At 33.3% G+C, this 16,033-nt stretch carries 14 protein-coding genes, 1 pseudogene and 1 riboswitch; of the genes and pseudogenes, 11 read left to right on the top strand and 4 right to left on the bottom strand.

Annotated features, from left to right (window positions below):
- Positions 1-135: 135 nt before the first annotated feature.
- A complete protein-coding gene (locus AOB58_RS02850) occupies positions 136-1,086 on the bottom strand; it encodes a PstS family phosphate ABC transporter substrate-binding protein (protein ID WP_064782945.1) in 951 nt (316 codons plus the stop codon).
- A gap of 397 nt (positions 1,087-1,483) precedes the next feature.
- Entirely contained in the window at positions 1,484-2,383 is a 900-nt protein-coding gene (cvfB, locus tag AOB58_RS02845) for an RNA-binding virulence regulatory protein CvfB (RefSeq protein WP_021339152.1), read from the bottom strand.
- 157 nt (positions 2,384-2,540) lie between these two features.
- Between cvfB and AOB58_RS02840 the strand changes: the two are divergent.
- The 10 genes and pseudogenes from AOB58_RS02840 to lysA all read left to right on the top strand — a co-directional run bounded on the left by AOB58_RS02840 (position 2,541) and on the right by lysA (position 14,221).
- Positions 2,541-4,140: pseudogene (locus AOB58_RS02840) on the top strand (ABC-F family ATP-binding cassette domain-containing protein).
- A gap of 409 nt (positions 4,141-4,549) precedes the next feature.
- Positions 4,550-5,380 (top strand): aldo/keto reductase, encoded by an 831-nt coding sequence (locus AOB58_RS02835; protein ID WP_064782944.1) that lies wholly within the window; start codon positions 4,550-4,552, stop codon positions 5,378-5,380.
- A gap of 180 nt (positions 5,381-5,560) precedes the next feature.
- A riboswitch (Lysine riboswitch) is annotated at positions 5,561-5,739 on the top strand.
- Positions 5,740-5,825: 86 nt separating this feature from the next.
- Entirely contained in the window at positions 5,826-7,028 is a 1,203-nt protein-coding gene (locus tag AOB58_RS02830) for an aspartate kinase (protein WP_002507647.1), read from the top strand.
- Positions 7,029-7,083: 55 nt separating this feature from the next.
- Positions 7,084-8,073, top strand: coding sequence for an aspartate-semialdehyde dehydrogenase (locus AOB58_RS02825; protein ID WP_021339156.1), 990 nt, complete (start codon positions 7,084-7,086; stop codon positions 8,071-8,073).
- Between the two features lies 1 nt (position 8,074).
- Positions 8,075-8,962 carry a 4-hydroxy-tetrahydrodipicolinate synthase gene (gene dapA / locus AOB58_RS02820; protein ID WP_064782943.1) on the top strand — a complete coding sequence of 296 codons (888 nt, stop codon included), beginning with the start codon at positions 8,075-8,077 and terminating at the stop codon, positions 8,960-8,962.
- Entirely contained in the window at positions 8,959-9,681 is a 723-nt protein-coding gene (dapB, locus tag AOB58_RS02815) for a 4-hydroxy-tetrahydrodipicolinate reductase (RefSeq protein ID WP_021339158.1), read from the top strand. Before dapA ends, dapB begins: the two co-directional genes overlap by 4 nt.
- Positions 9,682-9,703: 22 nt before the next feature.
- Complete coding sequence (gene dapD, locus AOB58_RS02810; protein ID WP_002507643.1) at positions 9,704-10,423, top strand: 2,3,4,5-tetrahydropyridine-2,6-dicarboxylate N-acetyltransferase; 720 nt, start codon at positions 9,704-9,706, stop codon at positions 10,421-10,423.
- A 301-nt stretch (positions 10,424-10,724) separates the two neighbouring features.
- Positions 10,725-11,882: a M20 metallopeptidase family protein gene (locus AOB58_RS02805; RefSeq protein WP_064782942.1), complete on the top strand. Its 1,158-nt coding sequence runs from the start codon at positions 10,725-10,727 to the stop codon at positions 11,880-11,882.
- Positions 11,879-12,952 carry an alanine racemase gene (locus AOB58_RS02800; protein ID WP_021339160.1) on the top strand — a complete coding sequence of 358 codons (1,074 nt, stop codon included), beginning with the start codon at positions 11,879-11,881 and terminating at the stop codon, positions 12,950-12,952. Before AOB58_RS02805 ends, AOB58_RS02800 begins: the two co-directional genes overlap by 4 nt.
- Positions 12,953-12,955: 3 nt before the next feature.
- On the top strand, positions 12,956-14,221 hold the full coding sequence (gene lysA / locus AOB58_RS02795) for a diaminopimelate decarboxylase (RefSeq protein ID WP_021339161.1): 1,266 nt from the start codon (positions 12,956-12,958) through the stop codon (positions 14,219-14,221).
- A 488-nt stretch (positions 14,222-14,709) separates the two neighbouring features.
- Here lysA and cspA read toward each other — a convergent pair whose 3' ends face one another.
- A complete protein-coding gene (gene cspA / locus AOB58_RS02790; RefSeq protein ID WP_002507639.1) occupies positions 14,710-14,910 on the bottom strand; it encodes a cold shock protein CspA in 201 nt (66 codons plus the stop codon).
- Between the two features lie 182 nt (positions 14,911-15,092).
- Positions 15,093-15,401, bottom strand: a complete 309-nt coding sequence (gene msaA, locus AOB58_RS02785; RefSeq protein ID WP_064782941.1) for a regulatory protein MsaA — start codon at positions 15,399-15,401, stop codon at positions 15,093-15,095.
- Between the two features lie 349 nt (positions 15,402-15,750).
- On the opposite strand from msaA, the gene AOB58_RS02780 reads away from it, so the two are divergent.
- Positions 15,751-16,020, top strand: coding sequence for an acylphosphatase (locus AOB58_RS02780; protein WP_021339163.1), 270 nt, complete (start codon positions 15,751-15,753; stop codon positions 16,018-16,020).
- Positions 16,021-16,033 lie beyond the last annotated feature (13 nt).

Here is a 16,033-nt window from a genome sequence, read left to right as displayed (position 1 = left end):
TTCCTTCATATAGACTCCGAAATTTATAAAAAAAGGTTGGGATGTTTAGAAATAGAGAAACAAAGTGGACGTTATTCCCATCGCCACTTTGTTTTCTAATACAGAATCCCGACCTTTAAGATTTACAGCTATGTGTTATTTATCTTCTTCTTTGTCTTTGCTTTCTTTACCAGTAATCTCTTTTAATTCATCTAGTTGTTTTTGGTAATCTTTTTCTGGTAGAGCTACAAATCCTGCTTCTTCAGCTGATTTACCTTTGTCTTCAAAGATAAATTTCATGAAATCTTGGAATCCTTCATTTTCTTTTAGTTTTTTCTCGTTTGTATAAATGAACAGTGGTCTACTTAAAGCATATGAGCCATCTTGAATTGATTCTTTAGTTGGTTTAGTAACTTCACCACTATCATCTTTGATTTCAACGGCTTTTAATTTATCTTTATTTTCTTCAAAGAAATTATAACCGAAGTAACCAATACCTTGTTCATTTTTTTGAACTGATTGAACGATTACGTTTGTATCAGCGTTTTTCTCTGCTTTGATATCTCCGTCATCCATAACTTCTTCAGTGAAGAAATCATACGTACCATGTGATTGGTCTGGAGAAAATGATTTAATTTCTTTATCTGGCCATTCAGGATTAACATCTTTCCATGATTTTGCTTCGCCAGAATAAATATCTTTCAATTGATCTTTAGTTAATTCGTTTACAAAATCGTTTTCTTTATTAACTGCAATTGTTACGCCATCTTTTGCAACTTCAAATTCATTATATTTAATACCTTTATCTTCTAATTTTTTCTTCTCTTCATCTTTTATTGGTCTAGATGCGTTTGAAAAATCAGTATTCCCTGAAATGAATTTTTCGAATCCGCCACCAGTACCAGATGTACCAGATGAAACTGTAACATCGGAATTTTCTTCAGCAAATTTTTCGTTTAATTTTTCAATGATTGGACCTACTGTTGATGAACCGTCGCCTTTAACTTCGCCTTCGCCGCCACCAGAACCAGCATTTCCGCCGCCACAAGCGCCTAATAAAAGTGAAGAGCCAATTACTGTAGTTCCAAATACTTGCCATTTTTTCATTGAAACATCCTCCTAATAAATAAATAACCCTTAAAAGTTATATGTATTTCTTACAGTTCCTATATTACACACAATTTATTAAATACAAATATAGATATTGTAAATCTTTCGTTAAGTTATGAGAGCTTCTATTTACAAAGTTTATAAATGGTATGAAATAATATAGGAGTGACTTGTAAATGTTGATAATACAACGTTTTGTTCAAAGCATATATTACAAATAACTATGAAATTGTAATATAAAAAAAGAAACAATCCTGAAATCACTATATAAAAATAGTGATTTCAGGATTGTTTTGTTGAGAATTGTATTTTGAAGTCCAATTCATTTTATAAATTGTTATTATTATTGTTATAAAACAACTTAGATAAAAACATCACTTTATAATAGAAGGAATTACTTTTCTATTCTTTCCCAACCTTTTTTAGTTAAAGCGATTTTACCAGAGTCTATCGTGATAATTTTGTTTTTATATAAGTGCCCGATTGCTCTTTTGAACGAACCTTTACTCATATTAAAAATTTCTTTAATAGCTTCGGGACTCGATTTGTCTGAGAAAGGTAATTCCCCATCGTACTCTACGAGTAAGTCAAAAATATTTTGACCATCATCATCAAGTCTTTCGTGTGCAAGTGGTAAAAATGAACCGTTCAATTCACCTTTATCGTTTTGACCAATGATACGGACTTTTACATTTTCACCGAGACGTGGTTCCTCTTTACGTTCTGTTTCATGAACGAATATTTTATAACCCTCTTTTGATAGTAAGAAACTACCTATGCGTAATAAACGATATGGTCTTGCTTCGATGATTTTATTTTTCAATTCATTATCGAAAACAGACTTATATGTTTGTTCTACTATTGTTTCTGTTGCTAAACGTGCGAACATATTGTTATCTCTATCAATACGTAACGTAACGAATAACTCATCACCTTGTACTGGCCAAACTGATTTAACTTTTGGTAAATCTTCCCAAGGTATTAATACTTCTCTTGGTAAACCTACATCGACATGTGCACCATCGCGATCAACTTTTAATACTTTTACAAAGTCGTATTTATCAGTCGTTACGTCAGGCATATTTTGTGTAGCAAATAATGCACCTGATCTATTTGGGTAAATAAAGAAACTATATTCTTCCCCTATATTTAATTCATCTTCATCTTTTACTTCGGATTGATTGAGTTTAACTTCTTCTCCGTTTGGTCCTTTTAACTTATATGTTGAACCTTCTAATCCAACAACTTCAAGAAATTCTATAGAACCTACAATATCTTTTTCATCTTGGGCCATACTTTTCTCCTTCGTACATACAGATTTATTCTTACTTATTATAACATGCTATGAAGAAACTAGCATCACTACATCGAGAATGGTCGAAACAAGTTGATAAGTGTGTTATAATTTGTCCGGTAGATTAACGAAAAGGATAACGAAAAGGAGTAAATGCATGTTACAAGTTACTGATGTAAGTTTGCGATTTGGTGATCGTAAGCTATTTGAAGATGTAAATATTAAATTTACAGATGGCAATTGTTATGGATTAATAGGAGCTAATGGCGCAGGTAAATCAACGTTCTTAAAGATTTTATCGGGTGAATTAGACGCTCAAACTGGTCATGTTTCTATGGGGAAAGACGAACGTTTAGCAGTTTTAAAACAGGATCACTTTGCATTTGAAGATGAACGTGTAATTGATGTTGTTGTTAAAGGACACGAACGTTTATATGAAGTAATGAAAGAAAAAGATGAAATCTATATGAAACCAGACTTCAGTGATGAAGATGGTATTAGAGCTGCAGAACTAGAAGGCGAATTTGCTGAAATGGACGGCTGGAATGCCGAAGCAGATGCGGGTACCCTACTTTCTGGACTAGGTATCAAAGCAGACCTACAAGATAAAACAATGTCTGAATTAGAAAACAATCAAAAAGTTAAAGTGTTATTAGCACAAAGTCTTTTTGGTAAACCTGACGTATTATTACTAGATGAGCCTACCAATGGTTTAGATATCCCTGCAATAAGCTGGTTAGAAGATTTCTTAATTAATTTTGAAAACACAGTTATTGTTGTGTCTCATGATAGACACTTTTTAAATAATGTTTGTACGCATATTGCTGACTTAGATTATGGCAAAATTAAATTGTTTGTTGGTAACTATGATTTCTGGTACCAATCAAGTCAACTTGCTATGAAAATGGCTCAAGATCAAAACAAAAAAAGAAGAAAAAGTTAAAGAATTACAAGATTTCGTGGCACGTTTCTCTGCAAACGCCTCTAAATCAAAACAAGCAACAAGTCGTAAGAAACAATTAGAAAAAATCGAGATTGATGATATTCAACCTTCTTCTCGTCGTTATCCTTTTGTGAAATTCACACCTGAACGTGAAATTGGTAATGATTTATTACATGTCGACAATGTTTCTAAAACAATCGACGGCGTAAAGATATTAGATAATATTTCATTCTCTATGGATCCTAACGATAAAGCTGTATTAGTTGGTGATAGTGAATTTGCTAAATCAACATTACTTAAAATCTTAGCTGGTGAAATGGAACCAGATGAAGGTACAGTAAGATGGGGCGTAACAACTTCTCAAAGTTTCTTACCTAAAGATAACTCATTCTACTTCGATGGTGTAGATACAAACTTAGTTGACTGGTTACGTCAATACGCACCTGAAGATGAACAAACAGAGACATTTTTACGTGGATTCCTAGGACGTATGCTATTTAGCGGTGAAGAAGTTAAGAAAAAAGCGAGTGTCTTATCTGGTGGAGAGAAAGTACGTTGTATGCTAAGTAAAATGATGTTATCAAGTTCTAACGTGTTACTACTGGATGAACCTACAAACCATTTAGACTTAGAAAGTATTACTGCAGTCAATGATGGCTTGAAATCATTCAAAGGTTCTATTATCTTTACATCTTATGACTTTGAATTCATCAATACGATTGCAAACCGTGTCATTGATTTAAATCCAACTGGTGGTCTTTCTAAAGAAACGACTTATAGAGCCTATTTAGAAGAAACTGGTGTATTAAAATAATAACCATGTGTTATTGATTTAAATATAACGCAATAAATAAGCGGAGGCTGAGACGACGTAATCTTGTTAGAACAATTAGATTCCTGTCTTACTCCCCTCTTAAAATATAGGCACCCCAATACTATAAAGGTATTAGGGGTGTCTTTTTCATGTTCTTTTATCTTTATATGAGTTAAATCTATGAAATTGGTTGGTTGAATCATTTTATTGTTATTTAAAATTGTAGTGATTTGAGCTAACTACTTACAAATTAATAAAGCACTAAACGAAGACCTTAAGTTAAGGATGTCCCCCACTTTGTTCATCTTATTTAGGATGAAACGCCCCATTGTTTGGGCTAATTACTTTCAAAATGAATTTTTGAATTATATAATCATAATTAATTCAAATGAACGGAGGAGTTATTTCAATGGAAAATTTAAATATGATTGATGGACAACTTTTACCACAAATCGGTTTCGGTACATATAAATTAAATGGTGCGCAAGGCGTACATGCAATCGTTAATGCGTTAAATCAAGGATACAGAATCTTAGATACAGCCTATAACTATGAAAATGAAGGTACAGTGGGTAAAGCAATTGAAAGAAGTCATGTTTCAAGAGATCAAATCATTGTCACTTCGAAATTACCAGGTCGTTATCAAGACTATGATGCAGCATTAACAGCTATACAAGAATCTATTTATCGATTAAATGTCGATTATATTGATTTATATTTAATTCATTGGCCAAATCCAAGACACAATAAATATGTTGAAGCTTGGCAAGCGATGATTGATGCTCAAAAAGCGGGACTAATTAAATCTATTGGTGTTTGTAATTTCTTACCAGAACATATAGAAAAATTAGAAAAAGAAACTGGTGTCTTACCAACAGTGAATCAGATTGAATTACATCCGTATTTTAATCAACAAGATATGATTGAGTATCATAATAAAAAAGGAATTATTACAGAAGCATGGAGTCCATTAGGTCGTGCATCTGAAGTAATAAAAGATAAAGATATCGCTGTAATTGCCGAAAAATATAATAAAACAATACCTCAAATTATATTAAGATGGCACGTTCAATTAGGTGTAGTACCAATTCCAAAATCTACTTCTATAACGAGACAAATTCAGAATCTAAATGTTTTTGATTTTAACTTAGAAGTTGAAGACGTAGAAAAGATAAACAACTTATCTCAAAAAGATGGTAGATTAAAAGGTCAAGACCCTGCAACATATGAAGAATTTTAAAATTGAAAATATCGGAAAATGATTGTCACTAAACAATTTTAATTATATTTACACTTATAACGTAAAATGTATAAATATAATGTTGTATTTTTCAGTAAATTTAAAAAACTTCACAAAAGCGGTTTACAGTACATATAAGCATATGTATAATATGAATCATAAACAAACAAAAATTAAATATGGTTTTGATGAGGCGCATCAATCATTAGTAAATATTAGAAGAACCTGCCTGCTAGCAGCTAATTTTGAAAGGGTGAGATGCCGAAATAGTTATAATAGCAGCTTATAACACGTTGGACTTTATGGTTAAGAGCTAAGAGTCTGTCATTATTGTAAGATAATGGAGTGCATCACTTGTATATAAATTATAGAACAAGTTCGCATCCCGAACTTGTTCTTTTTTTAATACTGTGATTCTCCCCTATTGATTGAGGAGGATATAGAATTGAACAGAAGTGTTTTGAAATTTGGAGGTTCTTCAGTAAGTGATTTTACCAAAATAAAAAATATAGCGGAAATGTTGAAAATAAGAGTTGATCAAGGTGAACAGCTTATTGTTGTTGTTAGTGCCATGGGCAAGACAACAGATGAGCTTATGGCTAATGTCTCTGCATTAACTACCAACCCTAAAGATCAAGAACTTGCACTATTATTAACTACGGGTGAACAACAGACAGTTTCTTACTTATCTATGGTTTTAAATGATATCGGTGTAAACGCCAAAGCGATGACCGGATATCAAGCGGGTATTAAGACAATTGGACATCATTTAAAAAGTCGAATAGCAGAAATTAATCCTGATACATTCGAAATCGCATTTACAGAAAATGATGTTTTGGTAGTTGCTGGTTTCCAAGGCATAAATGAATCGCTTGAAGTGACGACGTTAGGTCGAGGTGGTTCAGATACTACTGCTGTTGCCTTAGCAGCAAGTAACGACACGGCATGTGAGATTTATACCGATGTCGATGGTGTCTATGCTACTGACCCAAGATTATATAAAGAAGCAAAACGACTTGAATACGTTTCTTATGAAGAAATGATGGAGATGAGCGCATTAGGTGCAGGTGTGTTAGAAACAAGAAGCGTCGAATTAGCAAACAACTATAATATTCCGCTTTATTTAGGAAGAACTTTATCAAATGTGAAAGGAACATGGATTATGTCACAAGCAGAATTATTAGAAAAAAAAGCAGTTACAGGTGTGGCGTTAGATACACATATGATGCACGTTACAATTAGTTATCCCTTACCAGATAATAGATTACTTACTGAGCTTTTTACTCAATTGGAAGAAGGTTCAGTAAATGTTGATATGATTTCTCAGATTATTAACTTGGAAGGATTACAAATGTCCTTTACTATTAAAGATACAGATGCTTTTCAGATTTCAACTATATTAGAAACTTTAAAAGAACAATTTAATGCATTAGACTTCAAGATTAATGAAGAATACGTTAAAATCTCTTTAATTGGCTCTGGTATGCGTGATATTTCTGGTGTAGCATCAAAAGCATTCATTACTTTAATTGAAAACGATATTTCTTTTTATCAAACTACAACATCAGAAATAAGCATTTCATGTGTAATAGATGCTGAGAATGGCGAACGAGCTGTTCGAGCCCTTTATCAAGCTTTTGATATCTGAATTTTCGGACTATAATTAATATTTATTAAAATAATAAAAATGGAGTGTATGGTATATGACAAAATTAGCATTGGCAGGCGCAACAGGATTAGTAGGAAGAAAAATGTTAGAAACAATAGATCGCAAAGGCGTTGAATTTGATGAGTTAGTGTTGTTCTCTTCGGCTCGCTCAGCAGGTGAAAACATTGAATTTCAAGGTAAAAACTACACTGTTAGAGAATTGACGGAAGACGCAGCTAAGGAATCATTTGATTATGTATTAATGAGTGCTGGCGGTAGCACAAGTGAACACTTCTCCCCTATTTTTGAACAAGCGGGTGCAATTGTCATTGATAATTCAAGTCAATGGAGAATGACTGAAGGTGTAGACTTAATCGTTCCAGAGGTTAACGAGCCTGTATTAGATAGAAAAATTATTGCAAATCCAAATTGCTCAACAATACAATCAGTCGTACCACTTAAACCATTACAAGAACAATTTGGCTTGAAACGTGTTGCATATACGACATACCAAGCGGTTTCAGGTTCTGGGGTAAAAGGTAAACAAGATTTAGCAGAAGGAGCAAATGGTAAAGCGCCTGAAGCATATCCACACCCTATTTATAATAATGTGTTACCCCATATAGATACTTTCCTTGAAGATGGGTATACAAAAGAAGAACAAAAAATGATAGACGAGACACGTAAAATCTTAAAAGATGATGAATTAAAAGTTACAGCTACTTGTGTACGTGTGCCAGTCCAAGACAGTCATAGTGTTCACATGAGTGTAACGTTAGAAAAAGAAGCTACAGTGAGTGCAATCCAAGAATTATTTGAAAATGATGACCGTGTGGTACTTGAAGATGATCCACAAAATAATGTATATCCATTAGCGATTAATTCTACTGACAGAGATGAAATTTTTGTAGGACGTATTCGCCGTGATGAAACATTAGATAATACATTCCACGTATGGTGTACTTCTGACAACTTATTGAAAGGTGCGGCATTGAATGCAGTGCAAATACTTGAACAAGTTATGAGCTTGAAAGGAGTAAAATAATATGGGACATATTTTTGAAGGCGTAGGTGTCGCTTTAACAACACCTTTTACACACAATGAAGTAGATTATGATGCACTTAGAAGACATTTGAAATATTTAATTGAAAATGATGTGAAATCGATTGTTGTAAATGGTACTACAGCTGAAAATCCAGCATTAACTGATGGCGAAAAAGATCAAATACTAGAAGCAGTCGTAAATTATGTAGATGGACGCATTCCTGTAATTGCTGGAACAGGTACGAATAATACACAAAAATCAATTCAAGCTTCAGTTCGTGCTAAAGAAATGGGTGCAGATGCAATTATGCTGATCACACCCTACTACAATAAGACGAATCAACGTGGTTTAATTGCTCATTTTACGAAAATAGCAGATGCAATTAAATTACCAGTCGTGTTATACAATGTGCCTTCTCGTACAAATATGACTATAGAACCAGATACAGTTGAAACATTAAGCAAGAATGAATATATTATTGCATTAAAAGATGCGACCAACGATTTTGAATATTTAGAAGAAGTAAAAAAACGTATCAACTTAAATGACTTTGCGCTTTATAGTGGTAATGATGACAATGTAGTTAACTATTTTAATAAAGATGGACATGGCGTTATCTCAGTAGTTGCTAACGTGATCCCAAAATCTTTTCAAGCGTTATACGATGCAAAACAAAATGGAGAAGATATTGAAAAACAATTCCAACCGATTCAAACATTGTTAGATGCATTAGCAGTGGATGTGAACCCTATTCCAGTGAAGGCACTCACAGCGGTAGAAGGTTTCGGAAATTATGAGGTGCGTTTACCACTTGTACCTTTAGAAGATGAAGACCGTAAAACGTTAGAAAATGCGTACGAACAATTTAAAGCAGGTGACAAAGCATGAAGATAGTATTAATAGGCTATGGTGCGATGAATCAACGTGTCGCAAGATTAGCTGAATCAAAAGGACATGAAATAATTGGTGTTATTGTACGAGATGCTACCAAGGATTACCCGTACCCTACATTTGAACGTATTGCAGATGCTAAAGAAGCAGATGTTGCAATAGATTTCTCAAACCCAGAACTGTTATTACCATTATTGGATGAAGACTTTAATTTACCATTAGTAATAGCAACGACTGGTGAAAAAGAAGAAATAATCAATAAACTTCAAGCGTTAAGTAATCAAATGCCAGTCTTTTTCAGTGCGAATATGAGTTATGGTGTACATGCTTTAACAAAAATTTTAGAAGCGGCAGTGCCCCTATTACAAGATTTTGACATTGAACTTACGGAAGCACATCATAATAAAAAAGTGGATGCGCCAAGTGGTACATTAGTAAAATTATATGATGTGATTGATGACTTGCGAGAAAAATCTACACCAGTCTATGATAGACATGAGCATACTGAAAAACGCACACAAGATGAAATCGGTATCCATTCCATTCGGGGTGGCACGATTGTAGGAGAACATGACGTGCTATTTGCTGGTACTGATGAGACAATAGAGATTACGCATCGAGCACAGTCAAAAGATATTTTTGCAAATGGTGCAATTGGTGCAGCAGAAAAATTAATCAATAAGGCAAATGACTATTATACATTTGATAACCTATAAAAACTAAGGAGCGTATTAAATTATGGTACAACATTTAACGGCAGAAGAAATTATTAAATATATTAGTGATGCAAAGAAATCTACACCCTTAAAGGTTTATATTAATGGGAATTTTGAAAATGTAACCTTCCCTGATAGTTTCAAAGTGTTTGGTTCACCTGATTCAAAAGTTGTTTTCTGTGAAGCGGATGAATGGAAAACATTCTACGAAGCGAATCAATCTAGCATTGAAACAATAGAAGTTGAAATGGATCGTCGTAATTCGGCTATTCCATTAAAAGATTTAACTAACACAAATGCACGTATTGAACCAGGCGCTTTCATTCGTGAACAAGCTATTATTGAAGATGGCGCAGTGATTATGATGGGCGCAACAATTAATATTGGTGCTGTAGTTGGTGAAGGTACAATGGTAGATATGAATGCAACACTTGGCGGCCGTGCAACTACTGGTAAAAATGTACATGTTGGTGCAGGCTCAGTATTAGCTGGTGTCATTGAACCACCTAGTGCTTCACCAGTAGTAATCGAAGATGATGTACTTATTGGTGCGAATGCAGTTATTCTTGAAGGTGTTCGTGTTGGTAAAGGCTCTATTGTGGCTGCAGGTGCAATTGTAACGCAAGACGTGCCAGCTGGATCAGTTGTTGCAGGTACACCTGCTAAAGTGATTAAACAGACAAGTGAAGTTGAAGATTCAAAACGTGAAATTGTTTCAGCTTTAAGAAAATTGAATGACTAAAGCTTAAATTTCATGCAATTTCCACTTTTACTAAGTTAGTTATTGTTCCAAATAAATAAGGACTATACTTCTTAGTACGAACATCAATAAATATTAATGTAGGAGGTTTAAGGCGAGACAAGATGTAATTAATGATGGCGTTTATAACTTTTAAAAAGTTGCTATCCATTATACATTGATAAATCCGTCTTACCTCCTCATTTTTTTAATATTATATTTTTCGCTTTTTTATACATATAAATAAAGGACTTTAGAATAAAGTCTGAAGTTAATTAATAAAACTAAAAGGATTTGATTTTAAGTGAATGAATTAGAATTCGTAACAACACATAGACGTCATTTGCATCAAAACCCAGAGTTAAGTCTACATGAATATGAGACTACTACCTATATTGCTGCTTTCTTAGATGAATTAGGAATCAGTTATGAACGCCCTCTTGATACAGGATTAGTTGCTTATCTACCTGGGAACGGTGAGCATACGATAGCTTATCGTGCAGATATTGATGCATTACCTATTTTTGAAGAAAACGATGTAGCTTACAAAAGTTTAACAGATAATGTGATGCATGCTTGCGGACATGATGGGCACACTACTGCGTTAATGCTGTTTGTAAAGCGATGTAAAGCGATGGCTGACCAAGGAACGTTACCGCAAAGTATTGTTTTTATATTTCAACCTGCTGAAGAAACAGGTGGCGGTGCAAATCGATTAATTCGTGCTGGTGCCTTTAAAAATTATGATATTGAAGCCGTGTTTGGTATTCATGTTATGCCCTTTGAAAATGAAGGCAAAGTTGTTATTCGAGATGAAGAAATAACGGCAAGTGCTACGGAATATAGATTTTATTTAAATGGCCTTTCAAGTCATGTTGCGGATAAAGAACAAGGACATTCTTGTGGAGAAGCATTACAGCATGTATTAAGCCAAGTGGGACAAATTCAACAATATCATTTGAACGGTTTAAAACGAAATATTGTCCATATGGGTTATTTTGAAGCTGGAGAAGCGATTAATACTGTCCCTAGTCATGGTTATTTAGAAGGTACAATCAGAACATATGATGTGCGTGATTTAGAAATCGTAAAACAACAAATGGCCAAAATTGCTGAAAGTGTAAGCTTATTATTTAATGTAGAATGTGAAGTTAAGTTTGAAGAAGGTTACCCGCCTACTTATAATGATCCATTACTACGTAAACATGTTGAACATGGATTAGATAATGCAGATTTTGAAATTATAGATAAACCTACGCCTTATTTATTTGGTGAAGATTTCAGTTTTTATAGTCAACTTGCACCGAGTTATTTTGTATTTGTCGGTGTACGTGATGAAGCGAAGGGTTATGTGACTGGCTTACATACTGCTCATTTAAATTTTAATGAATATATGCTCATACGTATTGCAGATTATTATGAACAACTTCTAAAATCCTACAGCGAGGTGCGTGTACAATGACAGCCATTTGGTCAGTAGACACAGAGAAATTTTATGAAAATGCAGTAAATGTAGCGCAAGGCAACCAGCTCATGGCAGTAGTTAAAAATAATGCTTATCATTACGGTTTAGAATTTGCTGTTCAACAATTCAAAAAAGTTGGTATTCAAACTTTTAGTACAACTTCTTTAAGGGAAGCAATTCGAATTCGTAAACTTGCGCCCGATGCTACGATATTTTTAATGAATGCAGTTTATGAATTCGATAAATTACGTGCTTATCATATTCAGATGACTTTACCTTCTCTAGATTTCTATTATGAACATGTAGAAGATTTATATGATATTCAAGTTCATTTAGAATATGAAAATTTATTACATCGTTCAGGATTAAAATCAATTGCAGAAATGAGAGAAGTCCTTATACATCATGCGCAAAATAGAAATGAACAGCGTATGATAATAACTGGCCTATGGACACACTTTGGATATGCAGACGAATTTGATGTTCCGGATTATGAAATTGAGCGAAAAGCATGGCTAGATCTTGTAGATACGTTATTAACTGACGGTTATCAGTTTGATCTAATTCATGCGCAAAATAGTGCGAGTTACTATCGAGAAGATGGTGTTTTCCCCCATCATACACATGCGCGTGTTGGCATTGCATTGTACGGTTCAAGACCCTATAGTGATGTAGAAGAAACAGAAATTAAACAATCATTAACTGTGAAAGGTAATGTCATTCAAGTACGTGAAGTTAATCAGGGAGATTACTGTGGGTATAGTTTTGCTTATGAAGCTACGCAAGATGAAACAAGATTAGCAGTCGTAGATGTTGGTTATGGCGATGGTATACTTAAATCAAGAGCACAACATGAAGCATTGATTAACGGTAAACGCTACCCTATACGTGCGTTAATGATGAGTCATATGTTTGTGGAAGTAGATAGCAATGTTCGTGCACAAGATGAAGTGATACTATATAATAACGATATACGCGTAGATGAGTTCACATTTAAGGGTGTGGGCGCAAATTCTGAACAATTAAGCGCGATGAATCATGACTCACTAATAAAGGAGTATAGATAAATTATGGTAGTAGAATACAATGATAAAGGAGAGCTTACAATTGGAGGTACAAGCCTCAAAACGATAGCACAAAGTTTTGGGACGCCTACAATTGTTTATGATGAAACGCAAATTAGAACGCAAATGAGACGTTTTCACGAAGCTTTTCAAAAGAGCGAATTAAACTATAATATTTCATATGCTTCTAAAGCATTTACTTGTTTACAAATGGTTAAATTAGTAGAAGAAGAAGGACTCGAATTAGATGTAGTATCTGAAGGTGAATTATACACAGCACTAGCTGCTGGTTTTGATGCGCAACACATACATTTTCATGGTAATAATAAGACAAAACGTGAAATCCAATATGCCTTAGAAAGTAAAGTGGGTTATATCGTTATTGACTCTTTAGAAGAAATTGATCTTATTAACCGTTATGCAAGTGAAGAAGTGAATGTAGTGTTAAGGTTAAATCCTGGAGTTGAAGCACATACACATGAGTTTATTCAAACTGGACAAGAAGATAGTAAATTTGGCTTGTCTATCAAACATGGTTTGGCGATTGAAGGTGTCAAAAAAGTTAAAGATGCTAAGCGCTTAAATCTTAAAGGTGTTCACTTCCATGTAGGTTCTCAAATTGAAGGTACTGAAGCTATGATTGAAACTACTAAATTAGTTGTTCAATGGCTGAAAGAAAATGATATTCAAATAGAATTAATCAATTTAGGTGGCGGCTTTAGTATTAAGTATGTTGAAGGCGATGTGAGCTTCCCTATCGAAGATGGTATTGCAGAAATAACTGAAGCAATTAAAAAGATAGCACAAGAAGCTGATTACCCTATTCCAGAAATTGGTATTGAACCTGGACGTTCAATTGTTGGTGAAGCAGGTATTACTTTATATGAAGTAGGTACAATTAAAGACATCCCTAATGTAAATAAATATGTGTCTATCGATGGTGGCATGAGTGATCATATTCGTACCTCTCTCTATGATGCGAAGTATGAAGCTCTACTGGTCAATCGAAATGATCCAAAGGATGAAACTGTAACACTGGCAGGTAAATTATGTGAATCTGGAGATATTATTATCAAAGATGCACAATTGCCAAGTACAGTTAAACGTGGCGATTATTTAGCTATTTTATCAACTGGTGCTTATCATTATTCAATGGCATCAAATTATAACCAAATGCAGAAACCGTCCGTATTTTTCTTAAAAGATGGTAAGGCAAGAGAAGTTATTAAACGTCAATCATTGCGTCAATTAATCATTAATGATACAAGATAAATGATTATATAAGAAAAAAGGTTGTTAGCTATTCCCTACTGGGCATGTTAACAACCTTTTTTATGTTTTTAAAATGGTGTTTTAAGCGTTTTAAACAAACAATATAAAGTTCTGGATTAATTTGGTCATGATTATAATTGAAAGCTCTTTAAATGCCTGTATTGAATGAATGTATGTATATTGAAGACATTAAGAACCTCTAACCTTAAAAGTAATCTTGGAAAATATTAGAAATTTACATGTTAAGCACATGTATTAAGAAAGCCTAACTCGATTTCATCGACAGAAATAAAGGTTTACATGCTTGTCGCATGCATTAAGGCGCCCTAACATATTGAAAATGTAATCTTAAAAGCATTAGCGGATTACATGCCTTGCGCATGCATTAAGAAAGACTAACTCGATTTCATCGAGTAAGGCTTTCTATATATAAAAAAAGAACCTTTGACAAGGTTCTTTTTTACATAAAGTCAATATAGCAATCTATATTATAGTTTAGCAACGTTTGCAGCTTGAGGACCGCGGTCGCCTTCAACTACTTCAAATTCAACTGATTGACCTTCTTCTAATGATTTGTATCCTTCTTGGTTAATTGCTGAGAAGTGTACGAACACGTCGTTTTCTCCTTCAACTTCGATAAAACCAAAACCTTTTTCGGCGTTAAACCATTTTACTGTACCTTGTTTCATAACTGTGAAACCTCCAAGACTAATATTCATTCAATATGCGTTATTCGCATATTACAAAAAATACAATTTCACAGTTTAAGTCTGTTAGTACAATATTCTTTGCAATATGGAATAAAACTATTGCTTGACTAACAGTATAAAGCAATTTAAATAAAATTGCAATACAAATCTGAATAAACTGTTTATTCAACAATAGGTAATTTATAATATACTTCATTATTATATAAAACAATAAAACTATAGAATATTTGTAAATCTTCATCGCAATCTTCACAAAATCCTAAATCGCAATTATTATAAAAAGCATGAATATTATATTTACCAACTAAATAATTATCATAATCTTTTTTAAATTTTAAAATGATTGATTGGTATTGGCTTAACATCTCGTTATATGTCTCAAAATTATGTTGTTCTACGATATGATCAGTCCAGTCACTAAATAACCACCAGCCTTCATAATCAGCCCGAATTTTTGCAACTGTCCACATTTTCTTTCACCCTTTCATAGTCAGCTCAAAAATATTTTCAAAACATTTAAATATCATGTTCAAAATTTTAAGCTTAATAGAACAAGTTGATTATACTTATGTATGTCTTCATACATTCACTCTAAATAAAATCCCCCACGTTTATAAATAGATATGAATAAAACTAGTTATATACTTTATATAATTTAATTAGAGTCGCACAATTTGTCTATGAGTAATATTTTAACTAGATAATATACAAAATCAAGTTATCTGACTCATACTTTTGACCTATATACATCAGTTGCTCAAACGTAAATATTAGTTTTGTGGCCTAAAATTTCGTATAATACTAATAAGAGGTGATAATATGCAGTGCAAACATGTTAAAGTATTTGGAATGGTGCAAGGTGTTGGTTTCCGATACTATACACAGAAGATAGCTAGAAAGTATAATATTGTGGGCACAGTTGAGAATATTGATAATTATGTTGATATTTATGCGCAAGGAAATGAAAAAGCATTAACTTCATTTTTAAATGCAGTTATAGACGGTGCGTCACCTGCCTCGCATGTTGAAGATTATACTATAGAAGAATTAAATATTGATGAAACATTAAAGGATTTTAAAACTATATAAAGGAAGATGAAGT

Origin of the sequence: Staphylococcus sp. AntiMn-1 (genome assembly GCF_001663395.1) — a bacterium.
GTDB lineage: Bacteria > Bacillota > Bacilli > Staphylococcales > Staphylococcaceae > Staphylococcus > Staphylococcus equorum.
The sequence above is the reverse complement of the archived record's forward strand: the minus strand, read 5'-3'. Positions and strand labels throughout refer to the sequence as shown.

Bases quoted from the DNA above. Each gene is read 5' to 3' on its own strand.
- dapD (WP_002507643.1), top strand. From the start codon at position 9,704: ATGGTACAACATTTAACGGCAGAAGAAATTATTAAATATATTAGTGAT.
- cvfB (WP_021339152.1), bottom strand. From the start codon at position 2,383: ATGGCCCAAGATGAAAAAGATATTGTAGGTTCTATAGAATTTCTTGAA.
- AOB58_RS02835 (WP_064782944.1), top strand. From the start codon at position 4,550: ATGGAAAATTTAAATATGATTGATGGACAACTTTTACCACAAATCGGT.
- msaA (WP_064782941.1), bottom strand. From the start codon at position 15,401: ATGTGGACAGTTGCAAAAATTCGGGCTGATTATGAAGGCTGGTGGTTA.
- AOB58_RS02825 (WP_021339156.1), top strand. From the start codon at position 7,084: ATGACAAAATTAGCATTGGCAGGCGCAACAGGATTAGTAGGAAGAAAA.
- dapB (WP_021339158.1), top strand. From the start codon at position 8,959: ATGAAGATAGTATTAATAGGCTATGGTGCGATGAATCAACGTGTCGCA.
- cspA (WP_002507639.1), bottom strand. From the start codon at position 14,910: ATGAAACAAGGTACAGTAAAATGGTTTAACGCCGAAAAAGGTTTTGGT.
- AOB58_RS02850 (WP_064782945.1), bottom strand. From the start codon at position 1,086: ATGAAAAAATGGCAAGTATTTGGAACTACAGTAATTGGCTCTTCACTT.
- AOB58_RS02800 (WP_021339160.1), top strand. From the start codon at position 11,879: ATGACAGCCATTTGGTCAGTAGACACAGAGAAATTTTATGAAAATGCA.
- AOB58_RS02780 (WP_021339163.1), top strand. From the start codon at position 15,751: ATGCAGTGCAAACATGTTAAAGTATTTGGAATGGTGCAAGGTGTTGGT.
- dapA (WP_064782943.1), top strand. From the start codon at position 8,075: ATGGGACATATTTTTGAAGGCGTAGGTGTCGCTTTAACAACACCTTTT.
- lysA (WP_021339161.1), top strand. From the start codon at position 12,956: ATGGTAGTAGAATACAATGATAAAGGAGAGCTTACAATTGGAGGTACA.